The organism is Candidatus Methylomirabilota bacterium (genome assembly GCA_035764725.1).
Lineage (GTDB): Bacteria > Methylomirabilota > Methylomirabilia > Rokubacteriales > CSP1-6 > DASRWT01.
The window spans coordinates 23,379-37,160 of record DASTYT010000027.1 but is presented as its reverse complement, the minus strand read 5'-3'; the positions used below and the strand labels follow the sequence as shown (position 1 = coordinate 37,160).

At 70.4% G+C, this 13,782-nt stretch carries 16 protein-coding genes; all 16 read left to right on the top strand.

Annotated features, from left to right (window positions below; translation table 11 throughout):
* Positions 1 to 145 (top strand): pyridoxal phosphate-dependent aminotransferase (locus VFX14_03990; GenBank protein ID HEU5188831.1); only part of this gene is annotated, 145 nt, incomplete at its 5' end.
* Positions 142 to 498, top strand: coding sequence for an HIT family protein (locus VFX14_03985; GenBank protein ID HEU5188830.1), 357 nt, complete (start codon positions 142 to 144; stop codon positions 496 to 498). The genes VFX14_03990 and VFX14_03985, both read left to right, overlap by 4 nt.
* Positions 499 to 516: 18 nt before the next feature.
* Positions 517 to 2,709 (top strand): LmeA family phospholipid-binding protein, encoded by a 2,193-nt coding sequence (locus VFX14_03980; GenBank protein HEU5188829.1) that lies wholly within the window; start codon positions 517 to 519, stop codon positions 2,707 to 2,709.
* A 14-nt stretch (positions 2,710 to 2,723) separates the two neighbouring features.
* Complete coding sequence (gene nth, locus VFX14_03975) at positions 2,724 to 3,425, top strand: endonuclease III (GenBank protein HEU5188828.1); 702 nt, start codon at positions 2,724 to 2,726, stop codon at positions 3,423 to 3,425.
* Positions 3,426 to 3,478: 53 nt separating this feature from the next.
* The gene (gene rplM, locus VFX14_03970; protein HEU5188827.1) at positions 3,479 to 3,925 is read left to right on the top strand and encodes a 50S ribosomal protein L13; all 447 of its coding nucleotides are present in this window, start codon (positions 3,479 to 3,481) and stop codon (positions 3,923 to 3,925) included.
* 8 nt (positions 3,926 to 3,933) lie between these two features.
* The gene (gene rpsI, locus VFX14_03965) at positions 3,934 to 4,332 is read left to right on the top strand and encodes a 30S ribosomal protein S9 (GenBank protein ID HEU5188826.1); all 399 of its coding nucleotides are present in this window, start codon (positions 3,934 to 3,936) and stop codon (positions 4,330 to 4,332) included.
* Between the two features lie 11 nt (positions 4,333 to 4,343).
* Positions 4,344 to 5,393, top strand: a complete 1,050-nt coding sequence (gene argC / locus VFX14_03960) for an N-acetyl-gamma-glutamyl-phosphate reductase (GenBank protein HEU5188825.1) — start codon at positions 4,344 to 4,346, stop codon at positions 5,391 to 5,393.
* A gap of 16 nt (positions 5,394 to 5,409) precedes the next feature.
* On the top strand, positions 5,410 to 6,627 hold the full coding sequence (gene argJ, locus VFX14_03955) for a bifunctional glutamate N-acetyltransferase/amino-acid acetyltransferase ArgJ (GenBank protein ID HEU5188824.1): 1,218 nt from the start codon (positions 5,410 to 5,412) through the stop codon (positions 6,625 to 6,627).
* A gap of 133 nt (positions 6,628 to 6,760) precedes the next feature.
* Positions 6,761 to 7,537, top strand: a complete 777-nt coding sequence (gene rpsB / locus VFX14_03950) for a 30S ribosomal protein S2 (GenBank protein ID HEU5188823.1) — start codon at positions 6,761 to 6,763, stop codon at positions 7,535 to 7,537.
* A gap of 25 nt (positions 7,538 to 7,562) precedes the next feature.
* Positions 7,563 to 8,165: a translation elongation factor Ts gene (gene tsf, locus VFX14_03945; protein HEU5188822.1), complete on the top strand. Its 603-nt coding sequence runs from the start codon at positions 7,563 to 7,565 to the stop codon at positions 8,163 to 8,165.
* Complete coding sequence (gene pyrH / locus VFX14_03940) at positions 8,166 to 8,900, top strand: UMP kinase (GenBank protein HEU5188821.1); 735 nt, start codon at positions 8,166 to 8,168, stop codon at positions 8,898 to 8,900. It abuts the gene before it with no gap.
* Between the two features lie 5 nt (positions 8,901 to 8,905).
* Complete coding sequence (gene frr, locus VFX14_03935; GenBank protein ID HEU5188820.1) at positions 8,906 to 9,463, top strand: ribosome recycling factor; 558 nt, start codon at positions 8,906 to 8,908, stop codon at positions 9,461 to 9,463.
* A 202-nt stretch (positions 9,464 to 9,665) separates the two neighbouring features.
* Positions 9,666 to 10,379, top strand: coding sequence for an isoprenyl transferase (locus VFX14_03930; GenBank protein HEU5188819.1), 714 nt, complete (start codon positions 9,666 to 9,668; stop codon positions 10,377 to 10,379).
* Entirely contained in the window at positions 10,379 to 11,239 is an 861-nt protein-coding gene (locus VFX14_03925; protein HEU5188818.1) for a phosphatidate cytidylyltransferase, read from the top strand. The genes VFX14_03930 and VFX14_03925 overlap by 1 nt, the downstream gene beginning before the upstream one ends.
* Positions 11,236 to 12,402, top strand: coding sequence for a 1-deoxy-D-xylulose-5-phosphate reductoisomerase (locus VFX14_03920; protein ID HEU5188817.1), 1,167 nt, complete (start codon positions 11,236 to 11,238; stop codon positions 12,400 to 12,402). Before VFX14_03925 ends, VFX14_03920 begins: the two co-directional genes overlap by 4 nt.
* Positions 12,399 to 13,763 carry an RIP metalloprotease RseP gene (gene rseP / locus VFX14_03915; GenBank protein HEU5188816.1) on the top strand — a complete coding sequence of 455 codons (1,365 nt, stop codon included), beginning with the start codon at positions 12,399 to 12,401 and terminating at the stop codon, positions 13,761 to 13,763. The genes VFX14_03920 and rseP overlap by 4 nt, the downstream gene beginning before the upstream one ends.
* Positions 13,764 to 13,782: the final 19 nt, after the last annotated feature.

Here is a 13,782-nt window from a genome sequence, read left to right as displayed (position 1 = left end):
GGCGACCCACGTGGCGGTGACGCCGGGCGTGGACTTCGGCCGGAACGCCGAGGGCTATCTTCGCTTCGCTTACGCCAATTCCCTCGAGCGCATCGAGGAAGGGCTGGCGCGCCTCGGGCGCTTCCTCGCGGAGCGGGCGCGATGACGCCGGCGGGCTGCGAGCTCTGCGAGCGCGTGGCCGCCGAGGGCGATTTCTTCATCGCCGAGCTCGACGCCTGCCGCTACGAGCTGTCCACGGTGGAGCGCGCGCGCCTGATCGAGGACGTGAACCGGATTGCCCAGGCCCTGGCCCGCGTCTATCAGCCGGTGAAGATGAACTACGAGCTCCTGGGCAATCAGGTCGCCCACACCCACTGGCACCTGATCCCCCGGCTCGCCGGGGACCCCGAGCCACGCTGGCCCGTGTGGCGAGTGGAGCACGAGGCGGCCCCGCTGCCCATGGACCAGGTGGCCGACCGCATCGAGAGCCTGCGCCGCGCCCTCGCCGCGCCGCGCTGAGCGGCGGCGCCCCGCGCCATGGCTGTCCCCGCAACCCGGCGCCACGGGCTCCTGCTCGCCCTGCTCCTCGCCGGCCTCGCCGGGGTGGTGACGGTGTGGGTAGCGGTGGACCGCCGCCCGCCCGAGTGGGATCACGCCAACCACCTCGAGCGCGCGCTGGAGTGCCACCGCATCCTCGCCGAGCCGGGCCACGATCGGGTGGCCGAGATCATCGCGAAGTCGAGCTTCTATCCGCCCGTCGTCCTGTGCGCGACGGGCCTCGCCTACTTCGTGCTGCCGGTGACGCCGCTCACCGCCCAGCTCACCATGTGGGGCTTTCTCGTCGCGGCCACGCTGGCGGTTTGGGGCCTTGGGCGCCGGCTGCTCGATGCCCAGGCAGGTTTCATCGCCGCCATCATGTTCGCCACGGCGCCGTTCGTGGTGTTCTCGCTGCTGCGCTATCAGCTCGACCTTCCGCTCGCCGCCATCGTGGCGATCGCGCTCTACGTGCTCGTGCGGGCGGACGCGTTCGCGTCGGTCGGGTGGTCCCTCGTCCTGGGGTTGGCGCTGGGCGTCGGCATGCTTATCAAGCCCCCCTTCGCCGCCTATTTCTTGCCCGCGCTCGCCTGGTCGGCCTGGCTCGCCGTCCGCGCCCCGGACCGCGGCGCGCGTCTCGCGCGCCTTGCCCTCGCCCTCGTCGTGGGCGCGCTGGTGGCGGGGCCGTGGTATGGGCCGCGGCTCGCCGGCCTGCCACTGCAGATCCTCAACCGCTCCTTCAAGCAGGCCGTCGAGTCGCCACCGGCGATGTCCTCGACCGGCCTCGTCTTCTACCCGCGCGTGTTCTTGCCGCTGGTCGGCGCCGTCACCGGGCTCCTGGCGGTGTGGGGCGTGTGGGCGGTACGGCGCATGCCGCGCGCGCGGGCCCTCGTGTTGACCGCGCTCATGCCGTGGGCCATCTTCATCGCGATCCAGAACAAGAATCTGCGCTACGCGCTGCCTCTCGTGCCCGCGGTGACGCTCGCCGCCGCCGCCGGGCTGGCGGCGCTGGGACCCCGCGCCCGCCGCGTCGTGGCGACGACCTGCGTGGCCGTGGGCCTGCTCCAGGTCTCCGGGACCGCCTTCGGGCTGCCACCCTCGCCGCCGACGCGGATGTTCCTGGTGCCGCTCCTCATGGCCGATCCGCCCAACGGGCGCGACTGGCGGCACGGCGACGTGCTCGCGGCCGTGCTGCGCGCGCTGCCGGCTCCCGCGCCCGCGGAAGGCGGGCGCGTCGCGGTGGTGCCGAACGACAATTATTTCTCGGTGTCGAACTTCCGCTACGAGGCTGAGCGCGACCGCCTGCCCCTTCGCTTCCAGCGGGCCTGGGACGGCGCGCCGTTCGGCGTCGACGTGGCCATTCTGAAGACGGGCGATCAGGGTCCCGACGCCGCCTCCGAGAAGCCGAACCGGATCATGCGCGACTTCGAGACCGACCCGTGGCTGGCCGCAGCCTACCCCGTCACGGCCGAGTTCCCGCTGCCCGACGGCAGCCGCGGCATGGTCCGTGTGCGGCGGCCTCCGCCGGTCACGACCATGAGCGCGGACACGCTGGCGGCCCGGCTGCGGGCGTCCGCCGCCGAGCGGCTCGCCGACTTCGTCCGCGAGCCGAAGGGACTGACGATCCAGGTGGAGTACGGCGCGGAGCGCCTGCTGCGCGGCGAGGTGGATCGCGTGGTCGTCGAGGCCGACTCCGCCCTGGTGGGGGAGCTGGCGCGTGGGCGTGCGCCGCTGCGCGTCCAGTCGGCCCGGCTGATCGCCTCGGGTGTTCGGGTGAATCCCGGCCGGCTCGCTGAGACCGGCCGGCTGGAAGTGTTCGACATCGAGCGCCTGCGCGTCGAGCGGCTCCGGGTGGACGAAGCCGATCTCCTCGCGTTCGTGCGCGCGCAGAAGAGGCTGAGCCACGCGACCTTGTCCCTGGGGGACGGAGCGGCGCGGATCACCACGGGCTTCGGGCGCGGACCGTCGCTGGCCGCGCGGCTCCAGTTCGGGCCGGGGCACGAGGAGGCGCCCTTCGCGCTCATCATCGACGACGTGCGCGTCGGCGGGGTGGCGCTCCCCGATCTGCTCGTGCGCTGGATCGTGCGGCACCTCGATCCCACGCCGCGTCTCCGGAAGCTGCCGGTGCCCGTCACCCTCGGCGCCATTCGCATCGTGCCCGGCCGGCTCGAGATCGCGACGAGCCCGGCCGGCTGAGAAAGGAGAGGTCCATGGCCGAATCCGCCGAGGCGCGCAAGGGACGCGCCGCCCGCATCCTGACCCTGCTCGGCCGCATGTATCCCGACGCCCGCATCGAGCTGGACTCAAGCACTCCGCTTGAGCTGCTCGTGGCGACCATTCTGTCCGCCCAGTGCACCGATCAGCGCGTGAACCTCGTGACCGCGGAGCTGTTCCCGCGCTATCGCAGCGCGAAGGACTGGGCGGCGATCCCTCCGGCGCGGCTCGAGCGTGAGATCTACTCGACCGGCTTCTACAAGGCCAAGGCGCGCGCGATCCTCGGAATGGCGAAGGCCCTCGTGGAGCGCCATGGCGGGGAAGTCCCGCGGACCCTCGAGGGCCTGGTCGCCCTGCCCGGCGTGGGCCGCAAGACCGCCAGCGTGGTCCTTGGCAACGCCTTCGGGATCCCGGCCTTCCCGGTGGACACCCACGTCACCCGGGTGTCCCAGCGCCTCGGGCTCACGCGGAAGACCGAGGCCGACGACATCCACGACGATCTCTGCGCTCTGATTCCCCGCGCCAAGTGGACGCATGCGAGCCACCTCCTGATCTGGCATGGGCGGCGGACCTGCCATGCGCGGGCCCCCAAGTGCCCGGAATGTGGAGTTCGAGCGCTCTGCCCCTGGCCCGGCAAGACCTTGCCGGCGGGGGCCTCCGCGAAGACGGGGCGCGGGAGAAATGTACGAAAGGGTTGACAGAAATTGGGTCGGCCCCTAACATGACGTGTTGCCGATTTCAGGGAGGAGTCATGCCGACCGTCATGCCGAAGGAAGAGTCGACCGACCGGAAGTGGTTCCTGGTGGACGCCGAGGGCCGCGTGCTGGGGCGCCTCGCCACACAGGTCGCCACGATCCTGCGCGGCAAGCACAAGCCGACGTTTTCTCCCCACCTCGACGTGGGTGATCACGTGGTCGTGATCAACGCCGAGAAGGTGCAGCTCACCGGGCGGAAGATGACGGAGAAGATGTATCGCTGGCACACCGGGTACATCGGGGGCCTGCGCGAGGTGAGCGCCGACAAGATGATCCGGACCCATCCCGAGCGCGTGATCGAGTGGGCGGTGCAGGGCATGCTGCCCAAGGGCCGCCTCGGCCGGGCGATGTCCAAGAAGCTCAAGGTCTATCGCGGCGCGGATCATCCGCACGCCGCCCAGAAGCCCGAGCCGCTGGCCGCGGCGGGGCGCACGAGCAAGTAAGGAGTCCTATGGCAGCATCGGCGAGCACGTATTACGGCACCGGCCGGCGGAAGACCTCGGTGGCGCGCGTTTGGCTCCGGCCTGGCTCGGGCGCGATCCGCGTCAATCGGCGGCCCTTCGAGGACTATTTCCCGCGGGAGACGCTGCGCATGATCATCTGCCAGCCTCTCCAGCTCACCAACACCCTGGGGCAGTTCGACGCCAACATCAACGTGGGCGGCGGAGGCCCGACGGGCCAGGCGGGCGCGGTGCGCCACGGCATCGCCCGCGCGCTGCTCGAGTTCGACCTGCAGCTGCGCCAGGCCCTCAAGCGCGCAGGCCTCCTCACGCGCGATCCGCGGATGAAGGAGCGGAAGAAGTACGGCCAGCCCGGCGCCCGGTCGAAGTTCCAGTACTCGAAGCGGTAAGGAGTCGGTTCATGCTGCGCGTCGCCGTCGCGGGAGCGAGCGGGTACATGGGGGCGGAGCTGCTGCGTCTGCTCTCCGTCCATCCCAAGGTGCAGCTGACCGCCGTCACCTCCGAGCGCCTGGCCGGCGAGCGGCTCGACACGGTGTATCCGCACTTCCGAGGGCTGTCGCCGCTCGTGTTCCAGGAGGTCGACGCGGAGCGCCTCGCCGCCGACGCGGACCTGGTCTTCCTCGCGCTGCCCCACATGGAGTCGCAGCGCGCGGTGCCCGTGCTACGCCGGCAGGGGCGAAAGGTCATCGACCTCTCCGCCGACTACCGGCTGCGCGACGCCTCGCTGTACGCCACGTGGTACAAGGCGCCGCACATCGACGCGTCCGGCCTCGCCGAGGCGGTGTATGGGCTGCCCGAGCTGCACCGGAAGGCGGTGGCCCAGGCCGGCTTGGTCGCCTCCCCGGGCTGCTATCCCATGGGCGCGATCCTCGCCACCGCGCCGCTCATGAAGAGCGGGCTCGGCGCGCGCGAGGGCATCGTCGTCGACGGCAAGTCGGGCGTGACGGGGGCGGGCGCCCAGGGACGGAAGATCGACCCCATGTACCTCTTCACCGAGGCGAACGAGAACGTGCAGGCCTATGGGATGGCCACCCACCGCCACACGCCGGAGATGGAGCAGGAGATGTCGGCCCTGGCCGGCGCCCCGGTGCTGGTGGCCTTCACGCCGCACCTGGTCCCGCTGAACCGCGGCCTCTTCACCACCGCGTCGGTGCCCCTGACCAAGAGCGTGAGCACCGCGGATCTCGTCGCCCTCTATACCGAGTTCTACGCGGGCGAGCCTTTCGTGCGCGTGCTGCCCGAGGGGGAGCGGCCGACCACGCGGCACATCGTGGGCTCGAACTTCTGCGACGTCACCGTCGTCGCGGACCCGCGCACGCGGCGGGCGGTCTGCGTCTCCGCGCTCGACAATCTCGGCAAGGGCGGGTCGGCCAATGGCATCCAGAACCTGAACGTGATGATGGGGTGGGACGAGCGGAGCGGGCTCGAAGCGCCCCCCGTGTATCCGTAGGCGGCCGGCAGGCCTCATGAGCAACTTCCAGTGGCTCGAGGGCGGCATCACCGCCGTCCCCGGCATTCTCGCCGCCGGGATCACCGCCGGCATCAAGCCCAGCGGGAAGAAGGACCTCGCCCTCATCTACTCCTCGTCGCCCGCGCGCGCCGCCGCCGTCTTCACCACGAATCAGGTGAAGGGGGCCCCGGTGCAGGTCTCACGCGACCACATCAAGGGCGGACAGGCCCAGGCCATCGTGGCCTCGTCGGGCTGTTCCAACGTGTGCACGGGCGAGCAGGGGGTGCGGGACGCGCGCGAGATGACCAAGATCGTGGCCGAGCATCTGCGCATCCCGGCGCAGCGCGTGCTCATCGCCGCCACCGGCGTCATCGGGCAGCCGATGCCCATGGACAAGGTGCGTCCCGCGCTGCCCAAGCTGGTGAAGGCGCTCTCGCCCCAGGGGGGCCGCAGTGCCGCCGAGGCGATCATGACCACCGACACCATCGCCAAGGAGGCCGCCCTCCGCGTGGAGATCGGCGGCCGCCCGGTGACGATGGGGGGCATCGCCAAGGGCGTGGCCATGCTGGAGCCGCACCTGGCCACGATGTTCTGCTTCCTGGCCACCGACGCGGTGATCGCAGCCGACGCGCTGCAGACCTCGCTACGGCGCGCGATGGACCGCTCCTTCAACCGCGTCACCGTGGACGGCGACGAGTCCACCAGCGACACGGTGGCGGTGCTCGCCAACGGCCTCGCGGAGAACGCGCCGCTGGAGCGCGGCGGCCGCGGGCTCGCCCAGTTCCGCTCCGCCCTGGAGGCGGTGGCCGGGCGGCTGGCGCGCATGCTCGTGCAGGACGGCGAGGGCGCGACCAAGCTCGTGGAGATCCGGGTGACGGGCGCGCGGACGCGCCGTGAGGCCCTCATCGCCGCGCGCAGCGTGGCCAACTCGCCGCTGGTCAAGACCGCCATCTGCGGCGCCGATCCCAACTGGGGCCGCATCATGATGGCGCTCGGCAAGCAGTCGGCGGCGCGGATCGCCCCCGAGCGGGTGGGCATCCAGATCGGCGAGGAGCGCCTGGTCGAGAAGGGGACCCTGCGGGCCGGGGTCAAGATGGACCGCGTCGAGGGCATCATGCGCGGCGCGGAGTACAGCATCACGATCGACCTCGGGCTGGGCCACGGGGAAGACTCGGTGTGGACGTCCGATCTCACCGAGGAGTACGTTCGGCTAAACTCGAAGTACACGACGTAGGCAGTATCACCACGCACGACCGCGAGATTCGGTCCCCGCTGCCGCGCCGGAATGGCCGGACGGGGGAGCGCGGAAGGCCCCGCCCGGGGCCGCCGCCGCTCGACGGTCGGAGGCGAACCGAAAGGACGGAGCTATGGCCGCGCTGACCATGAAGGAGCTGCTGGAGGCCGGGGTGCACTTCGGCCACCAGACCAAGCGCTGGAACCCCAAGATGCAGAAGTACATCTTCGGGGAGCGCAACGGCATCTACATCATCGACCTGCAGAAGACCCTCAAGAAGTTCCGCGAGGCGTACGCCTTCATGCGGGACCTCGCCGCCGAGGGCGGCTCGATCCTCTTCGTGGGCACCAAGAAGCAGGCCCAGGAGGCGGTCCTCGAGGAGGCGGCGCGCTGCGGGATGTTCTACGTCAATCACCGCTGGCTGGGGGGCACCCTCACCAATTTCGCGACGATCCGGAAGTCCATCGCGCGCCTCAAGAAGCTCGACGAGATGAAGGAGACCGGCGAGTACGAACGCCTGCCCAAGAAGGAAGTCCTGGGGCTGGAGCGCGAACGGGAGAAGCTCGAGAAGGCGCTGGTGGGGATCAAGAACCTGGACCGGCTGCCGTCCGCCGTGTTCATCATCGACCCCAAGAAGGAAGACATCGCCGTGGAGGAAGCGCGGCGCCTGGCCATCCCCATCGTGGCCATCGTGGACACCAACTGCGACCCCACCGTCATCGACTACCCGATTCCCGGCAACGACGACGCCATCCGCGCGGTCCGGCTCATCACCGCGCGCATGGCCGACGCCATCAACGAGGGGCGGGGCACCCTGGCCAAGGAGGAGTCGGAGGAGATTCCCGCCTCCCCGGACCTGCCGGTGGTGACGGAAGCCGAGATGACCGCGTCGGCCGAGCCCGGCGCCTAGGACAGGATCGAGGAGACCGACCCGCATGGCATCCGCCGAGATGGTGAAGGAGCTCCGGGAGCGTACCGGAGCGGGAATGATGGACTGCAAGGCCGCGCTGGACTCCTCCCAGGGAGACCTCGCGGGCGCCGTGGAGTTTCTCCGGAAGAAAGGCCTCGCCGACGCGGCCAAGAAGGCGCACCGTGACGCCAAGGACGGGGTGGTGCATGCCTACATCCACCCCGGGGCGAAGATCGGCGTGCTGGTGGAGATCAACTGCGAGACCGACTTCGTGGCCCGCACCGAGGATTTCCAGCAGCTCGTGAAGGACATCGCCATGCAGGTGGCGGCGGCCAACCCGTCGTACGTCGCGCGCGAGCACGTGCCCGCGGCGGTGATCGAGAAGGAGCGGGAGATCTACCGCGAGCAGATGGCCGACCAGAAGAAGCCCCCCCAGATGCTCGACAAGATCATCGAGGGCAAGCTCGACAAGTTCTACGCAGAGCAGTGCCTGCTCGACCAGCCCTTCATCCGCGACGCCACCGGCAAGCTGCGGATCAAGGACATGGTCGACCAGGCCACGGCGAAGATGGGCGAGCGCGTCGTGGTCAAGCGCTTCGCGCGCTTCCAGGTGGGCGAGGGCGCGTAGTTGCCCGCTGCCTACCGCCGGATCCTGTTGAAGGTCTCGGGCGAGGCCCTCGCGGGCAACCGGGGCTACGGCATCGATCCGGAGACCCAGGCCCGCATCGCGGACGAGATCCGCGAGGTCGTGAACCTGGGCGTGCAGGTCGCGGTGGTCATCGGCGGCGGCAACATCTTCCGCGGGCTCGCGGCCAGCGCGGGCGGGATGGAGCGCGCCACCGGCGACTACATGGGCATGCTCGCCACCGTCATCAACGCCCTCGCCCTCCAGGACGCCATCGAGAAGGCGGGGGTGGCCACGCGAGTGCTCTCCGCCATCGAGATGCGGGCGGTGGCCGAGCCGTACATCCGCCGCCGCGCCATCCGTCACCTGGAAAAGGGGCGGGTGGTGGTGTTCGCTGCCGGCACCGGCAACCCGTTCTTCACCACGGACACCGCGGGCGCGCTGCGCGCGGTGGAGATCGGCGCCGAGGCCATCCTGAAGGCGACCAAGGTGGACGGCATCTACACGGCGGATCCCGCCAAGGATCCCGCCGCGACCAAGCTGACCCGGATCGGCTACATCGAGGTGCTCAATCGCGGGCTCCAGGTGATGGACACGACCGCGATCTCGCTCTGCATGGAGAACAAGCTTCCCATCGTGGTGTTCGACCTCACGCGCAGCGGCAACATCCGCAGGATCGTGATGGGCGAGCCGGTGGGCTCGGTGGTGTCCGCCGAGGCCGGCCCCCTCAAGGAGTGAGCGCCATGCACGAAGCCTTGCTCAAGGACATGGAGACGCGCATGCAGGCGGCGGTGGATCTGCTCATCCGCGAGTTCGGCGGGGTGCGCACGGGGCGCGCCAACACCGCGCTCCTCGACTCGCTCCGCGTCGAGGCCTACGGCAACATCACGCCGATCAATCAGCTGGCCTCCATCTCCGTGCCCGATCCGAAGACGCTGCTGATCCAGCCGTGGGACACGAGCCAGATGCACAACATCGAGAAGGCGATCTCGAAGTCGGATCTCGGCCTCACGCCCGCCAACGACGGTAAGGTGATCCGTCTCACCCTGCCAAACCTCACCGAGGACCGGCGCAAGCAGCTCGCCAAGACCGTGCACAAGTTCGCGGAGGACGCCCGGGTGGCGATCCGGAACGTCCGGCGCGAGGCCAACGACAAGCTGAAGGGCCTCGCCAAGGACAAGAAGGTGTCCCAGGACGAGGAGCGTCGCGGCCACGACGCCATTCAGAAGACGACCGACAAGTTCGTGGGCCGCGTGGACGAGCTCTCGAAGAAGAAGGAAGCTGAGGTGCTCGCGCTCTAGTGAGACGCACGGCACGGCGCCGCGCTCCGCGCGGGAGTGCATGGTGTATCCGCTCGGCTCGCCGGCGGCTGCGCCTCGCCAAACAGGTGTTTTTGCTGGCAGCATACCGGTCCCTCCGGTAAGATTCGAGGTTATGGCGTTCACTCCCGCTTCCCGAGCGGCCGTCACCGATCTCTCGCGGCTTCCCGAAGACGAGCTGCGCATGCGGGTGCTGGCCCGCCCGCGCCCCCGTCACATCGCCATCATCATGGACGGCAACGGCCGGTGGGCGACCCGGCGCGGGCTGCCCCGCGTGGCCGGACACCATCAGGGCGTGAAGGCGGTGCGCGAGACGGTGCGCGCGGCGGGCGAGCTGGGTGTGGAGTTCCTCACGCTCTACGCGTTCTCCTCGGAGAACTGGCAGCGTCCCGAGAACGAGGTGTCGTTCCTCATGACCCTGCTCGAGCGGACCATCGACGGGGAGCTGCCCGATCTGCAGGCCAAGAACGTCCGATTCCGCGTGATCGGCCGGGCCGACGGGATCCCCGCGCGGGTGCGGCGCCGCGTGGACCACGTGGTGGCGGAGACCGCCGCCAACACCGGCCTCACCCTCGTCCTCGCGCTGAACTACGGCGGGCGCGACGAGCTGGTGGACGCGGTGCGGCGGCTCGCCGAGGAGGTGCGCGCCGGCGCGCGCGATCCCGGCGAGATCGACGAGGCGGCGGTGTCGCGGGTGCTCTACACCGACGGCATGCCGGATCCCGATCTCCTGATCCGCACCAGCGGCGAGATGCGCGTGTCGAACTTTCTCCTGTGGCAGATCGCCTACACCGAGCTGTGGGTGACGCCCACGCTCTGGCCCGACTTCGGCGGGCGCGACCTCTGTGTGGCGATCGCCGACTACCAGCGCCGCGACCGCCGTTTCGGGCGGGTGTGATGGCGGAAGCGAGCGGCGTGCCCATCCCCGCCGACGCGCCGCTGCCCTCGCGGGGAGCGGCGCTCCTCAAGCGGGGGCTGAGCACGCTCGTGCTCCTGCCCGTGTTCGTGTGGATCGTGATGGGCGCGCCGATCTGGGTGTTCGGGGCGACGGTGGTGCTGGTGGCGTCACTGGGGCAGTGGGAGCTCACCGGCATGTTCGAGCGAGCGGGCATCCGCGTCTTCCGCGCCCTCGGGCTCGTGGGCGGCACCCTGGTGACGGCGAGCTTCGCCCTGCCCATCTCGGAGCGCTTCGCGTTCACCGGTGTGCTGCTGCTCACGCTCTGCGCGATGCTCTGGCCGCCCCGCGAGGGACACATCGACTGGCAAGGGATGACGGTGACCGCGTTCGGCATCGCCTACGTGAACTGGCTGCTCGGCTATGCCTTCTGGCTGCGCGATCTCCAGGCCGGGAAGGAGTGGGTGCTGCTCCTCGTGTTGGTCACGTGGCTCGGCGAGACCGCCGCCTACCTCGTGGGCTCGGCCCTCGGCCGGCACGCCCTCGCCCCGCTGATCAGCCCCAAGAAGACGGTGGAGGGCGCCGCCGCCCAGCTCGTGGTCTCGGTCGTCGCCGCGCTGATCGCTCGGGCGTGGTTCTTCCCCGCGCTGCCCCTGTCCGGAGCCGTCCTCGTGGGGCTGATGCTCGGCGTGGTGGGGCAGGTGGGCGACCTGGTCGAATCGGCGCTCAAGCGCAGCGTGGGGGTGAAGGATACCGGCCGCCTCATCCCCGGCCACGGCGGCATGCTCGATCGCATCGACAGCCTGCTCTTCAACACGCCCGTGCTCTTCTACTACGCCGTCCACGTGCGGGGCGCGTCATGAAGCGGCTGATCCTCCTCGGCGCCACCGGCTCGGTCGGCCGCCGCGCGCTCGAGCTCGTGGATCAGTTCCCCGGCGACTTCCGCGTGGAAGGCCTGGCCGCGCGCGGCTCGAACCCGGAGCTGGTGGCGGATCTCTGCTTGAAGCATCGCCCGCGCGCGCTCGCCCTCGCCGACCCCGCCGCGGTGGACGCGGTGGCGCGCCTGCTGCCTCGCCCGCACCCCGAGATCCTGCGCGGCGAGGCCGGTCTCGCCGCGCTCGCCGGCGAGCTGCCCGCCGATCTCGTCCTCTCCGCGATCGTGGGCGGAGCGGGCCTGCTCCCCACCATGGCGGCCATCCGGGCGGGCAAGACGGTGGCGCTCGCCAACAAGGAGCCGCTGGTGATGGCAGGCGCCCTGATGACCGCCGCGGCCCGCGCGCGGGGAGTGGCGATGCTCCCCGTGGATTCCGAGCACAGCGCGATCTTCCAGTGCCTGGTGGGCCACAACCGCTCGGAAGTGCACCGCATCCTCCTGACCGCCTCGGGGGGCCCGTTCCGTCGCATGTCCAAGGCCGAGCTCGAGCACGTCACGGTGGAGCAGGCGCTCAACCATCCCACGTGGAAGATGGGCGCCAAGATCACGGTGGATTCCGCCACGCTCATGAACAAGGGACTGGAGATCATCGAGGCGCGGTGGCTGTTCGACCTCGAGCCCGCGCAGGTGCAGGTGATCGTGCACCCGCAGTCCATCATCCACTCGATGGTGGAGTACGTGGACGGGTCGGTGATCGCGCAGCTCGGCGTGGCCGACATGGGCATTCCCATCCTCTACGCGTTCACCTATCCGGGCCGGCTCCCCGCCGCCGCGGAGCGGCTCGATCTCGCCAAGCTCGCCGCCCTGACCTTCGAGGAGCCCGACGCCGACCGCTTCCCGTGCCTGGCTCTCGCGCGCCGCGCGCTGGTGGAGGGTGGCGTCGCGCCGGTCGCGCTCAACGCCGCCAACGAGATCGCGGTCGCCGCTTTCCTCTCCGGGCGCATCCGCTTCGTGCAGATCCCGGCCCTGATCGCGCGGGCCCTTGACACCGTGCCGCCGCGCCGGCTCGACGATCTCGAGACCTGCGTGGCCGTCGATGCGGAGACGCGCCGCCTGGTAGCGGGCTGGTTGCCCGCGGGAGCCGCAGCATGACGTCTGTCCTCGCCTTCCTCGTCGTCATCGGTGTCCTCATCGTGATACACGAGCTGGGCCACTTCGTGATGGCCCGGCTCTCCGGCGTGGGCGTGGAGCGCTTCTCGATCGGCTTCGGCCCCGTGCTGTGGCGCTATCGCGGCCCGGAGACCGAGTACTGCCTGTCCGCGATTCCCATGGGCGGCTACGTGAAGATGATGGGCGACGACGAGAACCCGCTGGAGGGCGGCGCCGGTCCCACCGTGGATCCGGCGAAGGCCTTCAACGCAAAGCCCCTCATCGCGCGCTTCCTCATCGTGTTCGCGGGGCCGGGGATGAACTTCGTGCTCGCCGCGGTGATCTTCGCCCTCGTGTTCATGATCGTGGGGCGGCCCATGCTGCCCGCGACCGTGGGCGGGGTCATCCCGGAGGGCGCGGCGGCCAAGGCGGGGCTCGCCCCGGGCGACCGCATCCGCGCCATTGACGGGCGACCCGTGGAGTACTGGGACGAGATCGCCCGGCTCGTCCGCGACGGCCAGGGCAAGTCCCTCGACCTCACGGTCACCGGACCGGCGGGCGCCGAGCGCCGGCTCAGCCTCGCGCCCACCCGCGTCATGGAGAAGGACATCTTCGGGGACGAGCGCGAGATCTGGGACCTCGGCATCGTCCCCCACGTCGCCCCCACCATCGGGGACGCGGTGGCGGGCTATCCCGCCGCCCAGGCGGGCCTGCGCTCCGGCGACACCGTGATCTCGATCGAGGGCCGTCCCGTGGTCACGTGGAACGATCTCGCCGAGACCATCAGCAAGCGGGCCGATCAGCCCACGCGCCTCGAGGTGAGGCGCGGGAGCGAGACCCTCACGGTCACCCTGACGCCGAAGGCGGTCAAGGACCGGGGTCTGGACGGCAAGGAGACCACGGTCGGGCGCATCGGTATCAGCCCGCAGCCCGCCGCCAGCTACGTGCGCTCGAATCCCCTGGCGGCGGTGCGCGATGGCGTCGAGAAGACCGCCGAGGTCACCGCGCTCACCGCGGTCGGGCTCTGGAAGATCGTGGTGGGCCAGCTCGACCGGTCGAACATCGGGGGACCGATCCAGATCGCTCAGGCCGCGGGCGAGCAGGCCCGTCACGGGCTGCCCAGCCTGGCATTCTTCACCGCGGTGATCAGCGTGAACCTCGCCCTGCTGAACCTCCTGCCGGTGCCCATGCTGGACGGCGGGCACCTGCTCTTCTTCGTCTGCGAGGCCGTGCTCGGGCGCCCGCTCTCGCTGCGAAAGCGCGAAGTCGCCCAGCAGGTGGGCTTCGTCCTGCTGCTCATGCTGATGGTGTTCGCGGTCTACAACGATCTGGTGCGGATCGACGTCTTCCGATTCTTCCGCTAACGCGAGCGAGGGCCTTCCG